At 35.9% G+C, this 16,361-nt stretch carries 6 protein-coding genes and 1 tRNA gene; all 7 read left to right on the forward strand.

Translation table 11 applies throughout. The features are described from left to right. Positions 1-4: 4 nt before the first annotated feature. A complete protein-coding gene (rpoB, locus tag CSUIS_RS02980; protein ID WP_086297044.1) occupies positions 5-4,144 on the forward strand; it encodes a DNA-directed RNA polymerase subunit beta in 4,140 nt (1,379 codons plus the stop codon). Beyond that, a complete protein-coding gene (rpoC, locus tag CSUIS_RS02985) occupies positions 4,137-8,660 on the forward strand; it encodes a DNA-directed RNA polymerase subunit beta' (RefSeq protein ID WP_086242590.1) in 4,524 nt (1,507 codons plus the stop codon). Before rpoB ends, rpoC begins: the two co-directional genes overlap by 8 nt. Positions 8,661-8,895: 235 nt before the next feature. Then, positions 8,896-9,279, forward strand: a complete 384-nt coding sequence (gene rpsL / locus CSUIS_RS02990; RefSeq protein ID WP_063998572.1) for a 30S ribosomal protein S12 — start codon at positions 8,896-8,898, stop codon at positions 9,277-9,279. Positions 9,280-9,348: 69 nt separating this feature from the next. After that, complete coding sequence (gene rpsG / locus CSUIS_RS02995; protein ID WP_086297045.1) at positions 9,349-9,819, forward strand: 30S ribosomal protein S7; 471 nt, start codon at positions 9,349-9,351, stop codon at positions 9,817-9,819. Positions 9,820-9,831: 12 nt separating this feature from the next. Next, complete coding sequence (gene fusA, locus CSUIS_RS03000) at positions 9,832-11,907, forward strand: elongation factor G (RefSeq protein WP_086297046.1); 2,076 nt, start codon at positions 9,832-9,834, stop codon at positions 11,905-11,907. A gap of 32 nt (positions 11,908-11,939) precedes the next feature. Continuing rightward, positions 11,940-12,016: transfer RNA gene (locus tag CSUIS_RS03005), tRNA-Arg, on the forward strand. A gap of 476 nt (positions 12,017-12,492) precedes the next feature. Further along, positions 12,493-16,356, forward strand: coding sequence for a putative barnase/colicin E5 family endoribonuclease (locus CSUIS_RS03010; RefSeq protein WP_086297047.1), 3,864 nt, complete (start codon positions 12,493-12,495; stop codon positions 16,354-16,356). Positions 16,357-16,361: the final 5 nt, after the last annotated feature.

Consider the following 16,361-nt stretch of genomic DNA (forward strand, 5'->3'; position numbering starts at 1 on the left):
TAAAATGTTAAATAGCCTTTATTCTGGAAATCGTCTTAGAGTAGATTTTTCTAATGTTGCTAAAGAGATTGATGTTCCAAATTTATTACAATTACAAAAAAAGAGTTTTGATCATTTTTTAAATCTTGATAATTCACAAACTGAAAGCGGAATCGAAAAAGTATTTAAATCTATTTTTCCTATCCACGATCCGCAAAATAGACTTTCACTTGAGTATGTCAGTAGCGAGATAGGTAAGCCTAGATACACAATTAGAGAGTGTATGGAAAGAGGTTTGACATATTCTGTAAATTTAAAAATAAAAATTAGATTAATAGTTCATGATAGAGATGAAAAAACAGGTGAGAAAATCGGGGTAAAAGATATAAAAGAACAAGAGATATTTGTTCGCGAAATTCCTTTGATGACTGATAGAATCTCATTTATTATTAATGGTGTTGAAAGAGTTGTAGTCAATCAATTACACAGAAGTCCTGGTGTTATTTTCAAAGAAGAAGAGAGCCCTACAGTTGTAAATAAATTGATATATACAGCTCAAATTATTCCAGATCGTGGCTCTTGGTTATATTTTGAGTATGATACTAAAGATGTATTATATGTCCGTATTAATAAGCGTCGCAAGGTTCCTATAACCATCTTATTTAGAGCTTTAGGGTATAAAAAGCAAGATATCGTCAAACTATTTTATCCTATGCAAACTCTAAAAATTCAAAATAATAAATTTTTAGTGAAATTTAATCCAGATGATTTCACTGGTAGAGTTGATTATGATATAAAAGATGAAAATGGTAATATTTTACATCAAGCTGGTAAAAGATTAACTAGAAAAAAAGCTGATAAATTAATAGAAGACGGTCTTAAATTCATCGAATATCCACTTGAAACACTGGTAAATAGATATTTAGCTAGTCCAGTTATAGATAAAGATAGTGGCGAAGTTTTATATGATACTCTTACTCAGCTTGATGAGAGTAAAATAGCTAAAATAGCCAATGAGCAAGATAGTATTGAGATTGCTAATGATTTGGCAAATGGCGTCGATGATGCTATTATTAACTCATTTTTACAAGATTATGAGACTTTAAAGCTACTTAAGCAAACTGAAAGTGTAGAGGATGAAAACGATCTAGCCGCAATTAGAATTTATAAGGTAATGCGCCCTGGTGAGCCTGTGGTTAAAGAGGCTGCTAGAAGCTTTGTTAATGATCTATTTTTTAATCCAGAGAGATATGATTTAACCAAAGTTGGCCGTATGAAGATGAACCATAAATTAGGTTTAAATGCACCTGATTATGTTACAGTTTTGACAAATGAGGATATTATCAAAACTGCCAAATATCTCATCAAAGTTAAAAATGGTCAAGGCTATATCGATGATAGAGATCACTTAGGTAATCGTCGTATTCGCTCTATTGGTGAGCTTTTGGCTAATGAGCTTCATCTTGGTTTTGTCAAGATGCAAAAAGCTATTAGAGATAAATTCACAAGCCTTAGCAATAACATTGATGAGATTATGCCTTATGATTTAGTAAATCCTAAGATGATAACTACAACTATTATGGAGTTTTTCACTGGCGGTCAGTTAAGTCAGTTTATGGATCAGACAAATCCGCTTAGCGAGATTACGCATAAACGCAGATTATCAGCACTTGGCGAAGGAGGCTTGGTAAAAGAGAGAGCTGGATTTGAAGTTCGTGATGTCCATCCAACTCACTATGGTAGAATTTGCCCAGTTGAGACTCCAGAAGGTCAAAATATCGGTCTTATAAACACTCTTTCTACATATGCGAAGGTAAATGATCTTGGCTTTGTAGAATCCCCATATCGCAAGGTAGAAAATGGTAAGGTTACAAATGAGATTGTATATCTTACCGCAACTCAAGAAGAAGGACATATCATAGCTCCAGCTTCTACAATTTTAGATGAAAATGGTGTGATAGCTGAGGATTTAATAGAGGTTAGACAAGATGGCGAGATGATTCTTGCTAAGAGAGATGATGTTACTCTAATTGACCTTTGTAGCGGGATGGTAATGGGCGTTGCTGCCTCTTTAATCCCATTTTTAGAACACGATGATGCTAACCGTGCTTTGATGGGTTCAAATATGCAGCGTCAAGCTGTGCCGCTTTTAAAATCTACTGCTCCTATTGTTGGGACTGGTATGGAGGCTATAGTTGCTCGTGATGCTTGGGAGGCTATTAAAGCAAAACGAGGCGGTGTTATTGAAAAAGTTGATAATAAAAATATATTTATTTTAGGCGAAGATGAGAATGGTCCATATATAGATCAATATACTATGGAAAAAAATATGCGTACCAACCAAAATACGACATTTAACCAACATCCAATCGTTAAAAAAGGACAAAAAGTAGAGGCTGGTCAAATAATAGCTGATGGCTCTAGTATGGATCAAGGTGAGTTAGCAATAGGTAAAAACGCACTGATCGCATTTATGCCATGGAATGGATATAACTACGAAGATGCCATCGTAATGAGCGAAAGAATGATTCGCACTGACGCTTTTACTAGCGTTCATATTTATGAAAAAGAGATTGAAGCTAGAGAGCTTAAAGATGGTGTAGAGGAGATTACTAGAGATATTCCTAATATGAAAGAAGAGGAGATCGAGCACTTAGATGAGAGTGGTATCGTAAAAATCGGAACTCATATAAAACCAGGTATGATCTTAGTAGGTAAGGTATCTCCAAAAGGTGAAGTCAAGCCAACCCCAGAAGAGAGACTTCTAAGGGCTATATTTGGTGAGAAGGCCGGTCATGTGGTAAATAAATCTTTATATGCTCCAGCTAGTATGGAAGGGGTGGTAATTGATGTTAAAATCTTTACTAAAAAAGGGTATGAAAAAGACTCAAGATCATTTCAAGCTTATGAAGATGAAAAAAATATTTTAGAAAAAGAGCATCACGATAGACTTTTAATGCTTGATCGTGAAGAGATGTTAAGAGTTACTGCCTTGTTAGCTAGTAATGAACTTCAAAGTGAGCTAGAAGTAGGTAAAACTACATATAAAAAAGGTCAAAAGATCAAAAAAGAAGATCTAGCCAATATAAATAGATTTACCTTAAATTCATATGTAAAAAACTTCAATAAAGATGTGCAAAAAAGCTATGAGGATATGAAGGCTTATTTTCAAAATGAGAAGAAAAAGCTAAAAGATGAACATGATGCTAAGCTTGAAATTTTAGAAAAAGATGATATTTTACCAAGTGGTGTAGTGAAGCTTGTGAAGGTGTATGTGGCTACTAAACGAAAGTTAAAAGTCGGAGATAAAATGGCGGGTCGCCATGGTAATAAGGGTATTGTATCAAATATCGTCCCTGATGTGGATATGCCATATTTGCCAGATGGTAGATCGGTTGATATTGTATTAAATCCACTAGGCGTTCCTAGCCGTATGAATATCGGTCAAATTTTAGAAAGCCATCTAGGTCTTGTAGGTATGAGACTTGGTGAGCAAATTCAAGAGATTTTTGATAGAAAATCAAAAGAGTGGATTAAAGAGTTAAGATCTAAAATGATTGAGATAGCTAGCGTATCAAGACTAATGGACGCTAAAGCTATGTTAGAAAAAATTGATGATGATAAGCTAATTGAGTATGCAAGGGATTGGGCTAGTGGTGTAAGGTTTGCTACTCCGATATTTGAAGGGGTTAAGCCAGAAGAATTTAATAAGCTATTTGAGATGGCAAAAATCGATATGGATGGCAAAACAGAGCTATATGATGGTAGAACTGGATCTAAGATGGCTGAGCGTGTAAATGTCGGTTGTATGTATATGCTAAAACTTCATCACTTAGTTGATGAAAAAGTCCATGCTAGAAGCACGGGACCATATAGTTTAGTGACACAGCAACCAGTCGGCGGTAAAGCCTTAAGCGGTGGTCAGAGATTTGGAGAGATGGAAGTTTGGGCTTTAGAGGCTTATGGTGCTGCTCATACTCTAAGAGAGATGCTAACTGTCAAATCTGATGATGTTGAGGGTAGATGGTTAGCTTATAAGGCATTAACCAAAGGAGAAAATGTCCCAAGTACTGGTATTCCAGAGACATTTTTTGTTTTAACAAATGAGCTAAAATCTCTAGCGTTAGATGTTGAAATTTACGATGAGGATAGTAATAATGAGTGAGTTAAAACCTATAGAGATTAAAGAAGATGCAAGACCAAGAGATTTTGAGGCATTTAAATTAAGATTAGCTAGTCCTGAGCGTATAAAAGCTTGGAGTCATGGTGAGGTTAAAAAGCCTGAAACCATAAATTATAGGACGCTAAAACCAGAAAGAGATGGTCTATTTTGTGCTAAAATATTTGGGCCTATTAGAGATTATGAGTGCTTATGCGGTAAGTATAAAAAGATGCGATATAAAGGCATTAAGTGCGAAAAATGTGGAGTTGAAATCACAAGCTCTAAAGTCAGGCGCTCTAGAATGGGACATATAGAGCTAGTTACTCCAGTGGCTCATATTTGGTATGTAAATTCACTTCCAAGTCGCATTGGAACACTTCTTGGTATAAAGATGAAAGATTTAGAGCGTGTATTATACTATGAAGCATATATAGTAGAAAATCCAGGTGAAGCATACTATGATAATGAAAATAGTAAAAAAGTTGAATTGTATGATGTCTTAAATGAAGAGCAATATATACTTTTAGAACAGAGATTTGCTGAGAGTGGATTTAAAGCTAGAATGGGCGGCGAAGTCATTCGTGATATGCTTGAAAATTTGGATTTAGTAACTATCTTAGATCAATTAAAAGTAGAGATAGATAGCACAAATAGCGAAGCTAAGAAAAAGAGCATTGTAAAGAGATTAAAGGTAGTTGAGAGCTTTTTAAATTCAGGTAATCGCCCTGAATGGATGATGATAACTAATCTGCCTGTGCTCCCACCAGACCTTCGACCATTAGTTAGCCTTGATGGCGGTAAATTCGCTGTTAGTGATGTTAATGATCTTTATCGCCGTGTTATAAATAGAAACGCGCGTTTAAAAAGACTTATGGAGCTTGATGCGCCAGAGATCATTATCCGCAATGAGAAGAGAATGCTTCAAGAATCAGTAGATGCTCTATTTGATAATGGCAGACGAGCAAATGCCGTAAAAGGTGCGAATAAACGCCCGTTAAAATCTCTAAGCGAGATTATTAAAGGTAAGCAAGGACGCTTTAGACAAAATCTACTTGGTAAAAGGGTGGATTTCTCTGGTCGTAGTGTTATTGTTGTTGGACCTAGACTTAGAATGGATCAATGTGGTCTTCCTAAAAAGATGGCTCTTGAGCTGTTTAAACCGCACCTTCTAGCCCGTCTTGAAGAAAAAGGCTATGCTACAAATGTAAAATTAGCCAAAAAAATGATAGAGGATAAGACAAATGAGGTTTGGGAGTGCCTTGAAGAGGTTGTTGCTGATCATCCAGTATTGTTAAATAGAGCACCAACCCTGCATAAGATGTCTATTCAGGCATTCCACCCAGTATTGATAGAGGGTAAGGCTATTCAGCTCCACCCTCTTGTTTGTTCAGCTTTTAACGCAGACTTCGATGGCGACCAAATGGCCGTTCATGTCCCTTTATCTCAAGAGGCGATTGCTGAGTGTAAAATTTTAATGCTTAGCTCTATGAATATCTTGCTCCCAGCAAGTGGTAAGGCTGTAACCGTCCCTAGCCAAGATATGGTTTTGGGAATTTACTATCTAAGCCTTGAAAAAGTAGATGTAATAGGATCAAATAAAATTTTTGCTAGCATTGATGAAGTTATGATAGCAGTTGAGACCCATTTCCTTGATCTGCACGCTAAGATTAAAACAATGGTAGATGGTAGGACTGTATTTACAACAGCTGGTAGATTAATTATCAAATCAATCTTACCTGATTTAGGCGAAAATTCAGTTCCTGAGAATATGTGGAATAAAGTTATGAAGAAAAAAGACATAGCAAATTTAGTTGATTATGTCTATAAAAATGGTGGTTTAGAATCAACTGCTGGATTTTTAGATAAGCTTAAAAATCTTGGCTTTAGATATGCTACTAAAGCTGGTGTGAGTATCTCAATAGCTGATATAATAGTATCTGATAGCAAATACTCATATGTAGATGAAGCTAAAAAAAGAGTTCGTGAAATTCAAAATCAATATGGCTCAGGTTTGCTTACTGATTCAGAAAGATATAATAAAATTGTTGATATATGGACAGATACAAATAATAAAGTAGCAAGCGATATGATGAAGCTCATTAAAAATGACAAGAGTGGATTTAACTCTATTTATATGATGGCTGATAGTGGTGCTAGGGGTAGTGCGGCTCAAATTCGTCAGCTTGCTGGTATGCGTGGTCTTATGGCTAAACCTGATGGCTCGATCATCGAAACGCCGATTACTTCAAATTTCCGTGAAGGTCTAAATGTGCTTGAGTATTTTATCTCAACCCATGGTGCCAGAAAAGGTCTTGCTGATACTGCACTTAAGACCGCAAATGCTGGGTATCTAACAAGAAAGCTAATAGATGTAGCACAAAATGTGAAAGTTACTATGGAAGATTGCGGCACCCATGAGGGTGTTGAGATCACTGAGATTACTGAAAATGGTGAATTGATTGAGAGCTTAGAAGAAAGAGCCCTAGGTAGAGTCTTAAGCGATGATGTTATAGATCCTATTACTAATGAAATTTTATACACAGAGGGCACTTTAATCGATGAGACTAAGGTTAGGGTAATTGTCGATGCTGGTATTAAATCAATTAGTATTAGAACTCCTATTACTTGCAAAGCACCAAAGGGCGTGTGTGCCAAGTGTTATGGTATTAACCTAGGCGAAGGCAAGCTAGTAAAACCAGGCGAAGCAGTAGGCATTATATCCGCTCAATCAATTGGTGAGCCTGGTACTCAGCTAACGCTAAGGACTTTCCATATCGGTGGAACCGCATCAACAGAGCAGCAAGATAGACAAATTGTAGCGCAAAAAGAGGGCTTTATCAGATATTATAATCTTAAAACTTATGAAAATAATGGCAAATCTATAGTTATTAATAGGCGTAATGCGGCTATATTATTAGTCGAGCCAAAGATTAAAGCTCCATTTGATGGGGTTATAGATATTGAGATAGCTCACGAAGATGTAAATATCACTATAACAGGTAAAAAAGATGAAGTTAAGTATGTTTTAAGAAAACATGACTTAGCCAAGCCAAATGAGTTAGCTGGTGTAAGCGGTAAGATAGATGGTAAATTCTACATTCCTTACTCAAAAGGCGATAAAGTCAAAGAAAATGAGAGCATTGTAGAGATGATTAAAGATGGGTGGAATATCCCAAATCGTATTCCATTTGCTAGTGAGATTAAGGTAGCCGATGGCGATCCAGTAACTCAAGAGATTGTAGCTAGTGCACATGGTGTGCTAAAATACTATATCTTAAAAGGGGATTATCTAGAGAGAATTAAAGAGATTAAAAAAGGCGATATAGTAAAAGAAAAAGGCCTATTTGTCGTTATCGCTGATGAAGACGATAGAGAGGCTGTGCGTCACTATATCCCACGCAATAGCGTAATTGAATTTGATGATAGCTCTAATGTTGCATCTACTGATATACTAGCTAAGCCTCAAGCTGATTCTAAGCTAGTTATAGCAGAGTGGGATCCATACTCAAATCCTGTAATCGCCGAAGAAGCTGGTATAGTGGTATATGAAGATATAGAGCCAGGATATAGCGTAACTGAGCAATATGATGAAGCAACAGGCGAGAGTAGGCTAGTTATCAATGAGTATTTGCCAAGTGGGGTTAAACCTACAATAGTTATAACTACCGATAATGGTAAATTGATCCGTTATCAACTAGAGCCAAAAACTGCGATATTTGTCAAAGATGGAGCTAAAGTAAATAGAGCCGATACCATAGCTAAAACGCCAAAAGCTGTAGCTAAATCAAAAGATATTACCGGTGGTCTTCCTAGAGTATCAGAGCTATTTGAAGCGCGTCGCCCTAAAAATACGGCTATTATAGCTGAAATTGATGGTGTGATTAAATTTGAAAAGCCACTTCGTGCTAAAGAAAGAGTGGTAATAATAGCAGAAGATGGCACAACGGCTGAGTATTTAATAGATAAATCAAGGCAAATTCAAGTCCGTGATGGCGAGTTTGTCCATGCTGGAGAGAAATTAACAGATGGTTTAGTAAGTAGTCACGATGTCTTAAGAATACTTGGAGAAAAGGCACTTCACGGATATCTGATTAGCGAAATTCAGCAAGTCTATCGCTCTCAAGGGGTTGCTATTAGCGATAAGCATATTGAGATTATCGTATCACAAATGCTAAGACAGATTAAGATTATCGATAGTGGTGATACGAATTTTATTGTGGGAGATATGGTTAGCCGCCGTAAATTCCGTGAAGAGAATGAGAAAATCATCAAAATGGGCGGTGAGCCTGCTATTGCTGAGCCTGTACTTCTTGGTGTTACTAGAGCAGCTATTGGTAGTGATAGTGTCATTTCAGCAGCCTCATTCCAAGAGACTACTAAAGTGCTTACCGAAGCTAGTATAGCGGCTAAATTTGACTATCTTGAAGATCTAAAAGAAAATGTAATTTTAGGTCGTATGATACCAGTTGGTACCGGGCTTTATCAAGATAAAAAGATTAAGATGAAGTATAATAATTAATTAACTTTATATAACTTAGTAAAATTTGGGTCTATGGATCCAAATTTTGCTTAAAAATAAATGCTAATTTGCCAAAAATTCGCAATAAATTATTCTAAAAAATAGATAAATAAATAATTTATTATATACATTTAATTGCCAGTTACTGGTTTTCAATGCGTATATTTCATATTAAATTAAGTAAAATTTGGGTAAAATAGCGACTTTTTAATAAATTTAGTTGAAAGGAAAAATTGTGCCAACCATTAATCAATTGGTCAGAAAAGAACGCAAAAAAGTGATCGTAAAATCTAAATCACCAGCGTTAAAAGAGTGTCCTCAAAGAAGAGGAGTTTGCACTAGAGTTTATACAACAACTCCTAAAAAACCAAACTCAGCTTTGAGAAAAGTTGCCAAAGTAAGGCTAACAAGTGGATTTGAAGTTATCAGCTATATAGGCGGTGAAGGTCACAATCTACAAGAGCACAGCATCGTGCTAGTGCGTGGTGGTAGGGTAAAAGACTTACCAGGTGTTAAATATCATATTGTCCGTGGTGCGCTTGATACAGCTGGCGTAGCAAAAAGAACTGTTTCACGCTCTAAATATGGTGCCAAACGCCCAAAAGAAGCTAAAAAGTAATCTTTTAGGACGCAGACTAGCCCTTAGATATGGTTTAGTTTGAGTAAAATTTAAATTTGAAGGAAAGTTATGAGAAGAAGAAAAGCCCCTGTTAGGGAAGTAATGCCTGATCCAATTTATGGCAATAAAGTTATAACTAAATTTATTAATTCACTTATGTATGATGGCAAAAAGAGCGTAGCTACTGAGATTATGTATGGTGTGTTAAAAGCTATAGATTCTAAAGGTGGTGAGCTAAAGGGAATTGATGTATTTAATAGTGCTATTGATAATGTAAAGCCTATTATGGAGGTTAAATCACGCCGTGTTGGTGGTGCTACATATCAAGTCCCAGTAGAGGTGCGCCCAGCACGCCAACAAGCCTTAGCGATCCGCTGGATTATTAGCTTTGCTCGCAAAAGAAGCGAAAGAACTATGATAGAAAAATTAGCCGCTGAATTGCTAGATGCGTCAAATTCAAAAGGTGCTTCATTTAAGAAAAAAGAAGATACTTATAAAATGGCAGAAGCTAATAAAGCATTTGCTCACTATCGCTGGTAATAAGGAGAGCTTATGTCTAGAAAAACTCCATTAAATATGGTTAGAAACATAGGTATTGCCGCACACATTGATGCTGGTAAGACCACAACTAGTGAGAGAATTCTATTTTTTACTGGTATGAGTCATAAGATTGGCGAAGTTCATGATGGTGCTGCTACTATGGACTGGATGGAGCAAGAAAAAGAGCGTGGTATTACGATTACCTCTGCTGCTACAACTTGTTTTTGGAAAAACCATCAAATCAATCTTATAGACACTCCAGGACACGTTGATTTTACTATTGAAGTTGAGAGATCTATGCGTGTTCTTGATGGTGCTGTAGCTGTATTTTGTGCTGTTGGCGGAGTTCAGCCTCAAAGTGAAACTGTTTGGAGACAAGCAAACAAATATCGCGTTCCAAGAATGGTATTTGTAAATAAGATGGATAGAATCGGTGCTAATTTTTATAATGTTGAAGAGCAGATTAAAAACCGCTTAAAAGCAAATCCAGTGCCTATTCAAATTCCAATTGGTGCTGAAGATGAGTTTAAAGGTGTAGTTGATCTAATCAAAATGAAGGCTATTGTTTGGGAAGATGATACCAAGCCAACAGATTATGTAGAAAAGGATATTCCAGCTGAATTACAAGAAAAAGCTAATGAGTATCGCAATAAAATGATCGAAGCAGTTGCCGAGACTGATGATGCTTTGATGGAGAAATTTTTTGGCGGTGAAGAGCTAACAAACGAAGAGATTAAAAAGGGTCTTAAAGCTGGTTGTTTGTCTATGACGATTATACCTATGCTTTGTGGTACTGCTTTTAAAAATAAGGGCGTTCAGCCACTACTTGATGCGGTTGTTGATTACTTACCGGCTCCTGATGAGGTTGAGGCTATTAGAGGCGAGATGGAAGATGGCTCAGAAGTGATCGTAGATAGCACTGATAATGGCGAATTTGCCGGTCTTGCGTTTAAGATTATGACTGACCCATTTGTAGGACAGCTTACATTCGTAAGGGTTTATAGAGGACAGCTTGAGAGTGGAAGTTATGCTTACAACTCAACAAAAGATAAAAAAGAGAGAATTGGTCGTCTATTAAAAATGCACTCAAATAAACGAGAAGAGATTAAAGTTCTTTATGCGGGTGAAATTGGTGCTGTAGTTGGTCTTAAAGATACTTTAACAGGCGATACTCTAGCAAGTGAAAAAGATAAAGTTATCTTAGAGAGAATGGACTTCCCAGAGCCAGTTATCAGTGTTGCGGTTGAGCCAAAAACTAAAGCTGACCAAGAAAAAATGGGTATAGCCTTAGGTAAATTAGCTCAAGAAGATCCAAGCTTTAGAGTTAGCACTGATGAAGAGAGCGGTCAGACAATCATCGCTGGTATGGGTGAATTGCATCTTGAAATTATCGTTGATAGGATGCTAAGAGAATTTAAAGTAGAAGCTGAAGTGGGACAACCGCAAGTTGCTTACCGCGAAACTATTAAAAAGACAGTTGAGCAAGAGTATAAATATGCTAAGCAATCAGGTGGTCGCGGACAATATGGTCATGTATATTTGCGTCTTGAGCCACTTGAACCAGGTAGTGGATTTGAATTTGTTAATGATATTAAAGGTGGGGTTGTTCCAAAAGAGTATATCCCTGCTGTTGAAAAAGGTTGTAATGAAGCACTTCAAAGCGGTGTTCTTGCTGGGTATCCAGTTGAAGATGTTAAGGTTACTCTATTTGATGGTAGCTACCATGAAGTGGATTCATCTGAAATGGCGTTTAAACTTGCCGCTTCTATGGGCTTTAAAGAGGGTGCTAGAAAGGCTGGTGCTGTTATCCTTGAGCCGATGATGAAGGTTGAGGTTGAAACTCCAGAGGAGTATATGGGTGATGTGATTGGCGATTTAAATAGACGCCGTGGTCAAATCAACTCAATGGATGAAAGAGGCGGTAATAAAATAGTTACAGCTTTCTGCCCACTTGCTGAGATGTTTGGTTACTCAACGGATTTAAGAAGTCAAACTCAAGGTCGTGCATCATACTCAATGGAATTTGATCACTATGAAGAAGTTCCAAAAAATGTTTCTGATGAAATAATTAAGAAAAGAAACGGCTAAAATATCCTAACCTCGCTTTGTGCGGGGTTTGTCTCCTCATAGCTCAGCAGGATAGAGCGCAGAATTCCTAATTCTGAGGCCATAGGTTCAAATCCTATTGGGGAGACCACTATATTAATTATTCTATTTAAATTACCTTGTAGTTATTTGTGTTTCATTAGTATAAATGGCGGCAAATTTAATATTAAAAATTATCTTTATATTTATGCATATTCTTAAAAATATTTAAAATCATACTTTAAAAACAGCTTTAATCAAATCAAGCAAGACTACGCAGATACCAAAGATTTTTTAATTAAAAACTCAAGCTACCAAAGCGATTTTAAAGCCTTAAGCGACAATCTAGCGGGTATCTTAAGCGATACGCACAATATAAGCACAAGGGGAGTTTTTAACGCTTTAAATGGTGGTGGCAATCTAGATAATCTTTTAAATGCTAAAAATGCGATAAACGAGCAGTTAGGCTATATCAATAAGGCTGATTTTAAAAGCTCAAGCGACTTTATAAATCAAAAAGCACTAAATGAAGCTAAGGGCTTAATCGATAATGAAATCAACACAGCTTTAAAAAATGATGAGAGATTAATGGGTTTATATAGACAAGCCAACAATGACTATGCAAAGATGAAAAATATCAGCGATAGTAATCTAATGAGCCAAATAAGCCGTGATGGCAAGACAAATATAGAAGCCCTTAACGCTATGCTAAAAAGTAGTGATAACATTAATGGCGTTAGCTTAAATGACTTTTTAGGCTCACTAGGGGCTAAAGATAGAGCCGTAGCTGAAGCTAATCTAATCAAAGGCTTAATGGATAAAAATAGCGTTAATGGCGTGGTAGATTTTAAAGCTTTAAATGAGAGTTTAGCTAAAATAGACTTTCAAAGTGAATTTGCTAAAGAGCTAACAAGTCAGATTTTAAGCAAACAATCTATACTAAATAATACTAGCGATATTTTAAACTCTTTAGGTAGTAGGGTAGTTAAATCAAAAGGTATGAGCCAAGGTATCAGTGCTGACCCACTAAAAAGAGCTGAAACTATGAAGGCAAACTTCATCGTAGAAAAGCTTAAACCTTTAATACCATATTTAGGCAATAACGAAGCCTTAAAACTACACTTAAATAGAGCCATACTAAACGCTAATGGCGACTTTAAACTAGCTATAAAAAATATTGAGAATATCCCAAATGGCAACTTGCCAACGCCTACAAGAAATCTCTTAAATGAGTTTAAAAGTGCGTTAAAAGATATAGAACAAGTGGTTAAATCTCAAGAGCCAACGAAAATTAAGAGTGAAAATCAAGCAAATTTAGTTAATAATTCTATAAAAGGCGATGGGTTTGTAACTTATCCAGATAGTGCTAGGCAGATATATCCGCATAACGCAATTTTTGAAGTGCCTAATGAGATAAGGCAAATAGTAGATATTGCAGATAGAGTAAGTGCGTCTCTTGAGTGGCTAAGAAGTAATCATCCTGAAATGTTTAAAACTCAAAGAGCAGTAAAGGAAGTTATTGATTATGTTTTAAAAGAGCCTGAAAATATGGTTTTACCAAAAAAAGGTGATGGAGTAATTTTATTAAAACAAAATGATAAAAAAATGGATGAAATAGGCATAAATCAAAATAGTGAAGTTTTTCACGCAAACAAAAGAAAGCTCAATAGTGATGAGAAAAAAGCAGTTAGTAGAGACGCCCTACCTCCACACTTAGATGCCGATAATATCAGTCTAACGGGGCGTTATAGCGTTGGTGAAAAATCACATTTAACTGCTTTTGATGGAAACATTATACCACAAAACGCTAAAAGTGAAGTTAAAGAACAAACAAAAAGCACACAAATAAACGAACAAATAGCTAAAGCAGAGCCAACGCAAAAGGCTACCACAACCGCCAAAGAAGTGGATATAAACAACACCGAAAAGCCACACCCAAATACAAATAGTAGATATGAAAATATTAAGAAATTTGTAGAAGGCAAGACAAATAAAGCCTTAGATAGCGTGATAAAAATTTATAATGAGTTATATAGAGGCGTTTTAGATGATTTTGCTAGGGCGCATCCTAGTGAGCTAAATTTACCTACTAATTATCACGCCCAAATGGAAAATTATATCACAAAAGAGTTTTTAGTAAAACACGATAAAGAGATAAAAGAGATAATTACTCAAAAGACAAGTGGAGAAAATAGACAAATAGCTTTAAATGCCTTTGAAAATTTAAAAGAGAATTTCGATGAGTTAAGAAGCGTAGGCATAGGCGATTTAGTCAAGCCAACAGCAAAAGATATAAAGGATAAAATAGCAGAAATTGAGATAAAATCAATGAGCGATAAAGAGCTAGTAACGCAATATCAAAAGCTACAAGATAGCAATGCTAGAGTTAATCAAAATCTCTTTACATATTTAGAAAATGAGATAAAACAAAGAGAGAAAAAGCTATATCCATTTATAAATAGTGATAATAAAGATTACTCTTATAGCTTAGAAAAACAGCTTAAAAATCGTGGATTAATGGGACTAAAAGATAGTGATTTAGAAAATATCGCCAAAGAGAGAAATAGCAGATTATACTTGCCAAGCTATATTAGAGAAAATATCCAAAAAGAGCTAAATATTAATCCTATAAGAGAGTTTGGCACTAATTACGCAGAATTCTATCACGATGGGAAAAATGCTATACAAAAGCTATTAACCGAAAGACAAGGGCAAGTAGCTGGGGCGTTTGAGAGAAAAGAGCTAGGGGATATCGATTTAGTATGGGGAGAAGCTAAAACCGCAAATGGCGATATAAAAGGATATGGACTTAGTAAAATAGAAGCTAAGCACCTTAATGACTTTGCTAGTTTTTACGGCGATACACCGCAAGAGAAATTAATAAATGGCTTAAATGAGATTATAAAAAATGGCAAGATAAAGCCTAGAAGCGGTCAAGATGGCGTAAATATAGAGTATAATGGATTTATCATCGGTATTAATAAAGGTTTTAATGGCGCTGGAGATAATAAATGGGTTGTTACGGCTTTTGATAATTCTATGAGTATGGCAGAGAAAAAAGCCAAGACAGCACGGACTGACAATTTTACAAGCGAAGTCAGCAATCTTTCGCAAAACTCTAGTGTAAATTCTACCACAACCGCTAATAAAAGTCAAGCTAAAAATATGATGGGTGGCTTTAGCACTATGGCGATGGAGAAGGCTATATTACACCTAGGTAGTGGCGTAGCTGGTGGAGCGATAAATGCTAACGCTGAACAAGACCCAGATAAAAAGGCCCAAGCATTTGTAAAGGGATTTTTGCTAGGAGCTGGGGCTTCAGTAGGAGCTATAAAAATGCTAGAAAATTCAGCTAAATTAGCCCCACAATTAGCACGAATTAGCCAAGGATTAGCTAGGGATTTGCCTGGAATTTTAAATAATAGACCTGATATCATAGGTAAAGCCCTAGGTAAAACACCAAAGGATAATTATAACTATATTTTTGGTGGAGAAAACGCAATCGGAGCCAATAAAGCCAAGCTAAAAACCGCACAAGAAATGGCAAAAAATGGAGCAGATGAGAGCCAAATATGGGCTAAAACTGGCTGGTATAAGGATATAGATGATAAGTGGAAGTTTGAGATAAATCCACAAGGTGGTAAGCTAGATATAGCAAAGCTAAAAGTCCCTTCAATGTATCTGCTAAATGATATATTAAAAGATGATGAGCTATTTAAGGCGTATCCAGAGCTTAAAGATTTACCAATTTTACAAACTAATTCAAGATATGAGGCTAATGCTGAATTTCATTCATATGGTAATGGTAATTATGCTATATTCTTTGATTATGACTATTTACAAAACGCTACCAATGATGAGATAAGAAGCACACTATACCACGAAATCCAACACGCAATCCAACGGATAGAAGGCTTTGGAACTGGCGGAAATACACAAAATCTAAGCTATAAAGAGTATAAAAATCTAGCTGGTGAAGCAGAAGCTAGAAATGTCCAAACTAGGCTAAATAGAACATATACTAAAGATGACGCTATAGGCGGAGAGTTTAATAGACTTCTTATAAATGATATTGATAATCCTAAATGGCAAGAGTTAAAACAAAAAAGAACGGAGTTTGTCTTAGCTGGGAAACAAGATGAAGCAGATAAAATCAAAAAACAGCTAGACCAAATGAAAGAATTTTTAAAAAGAGAAGTGATTAAAAATGTAGAAGGGTTTAGCACTTATAGTCCGCATCCATTTAATACTTTAGATACCAATCCAAATGAGCAAATAGTTAAGTTTGATAGTGATGTGAGTGCTAGTGTAAATCTAAGGCAAAAAGCCAAGCAATACTCTAAATTTTTATCTGAAGCTAATAAGCCAATACAAGTTGCCCCAAATGAGCTTTATAAGGCTTATACAAAGGCTAAAAAAGATTTAGATAAACCAACCAAAAAAAATAAATAAAGGAT

This window comes from Campylobacter porcelli, from assembly GCF_002139855.1.
Lineage (GTDB): Bacteria > Campylobacterota > Campylobacteria > Campylobacterales > Campylobacteraceae > Campylobacter > Campylobacter porcelli.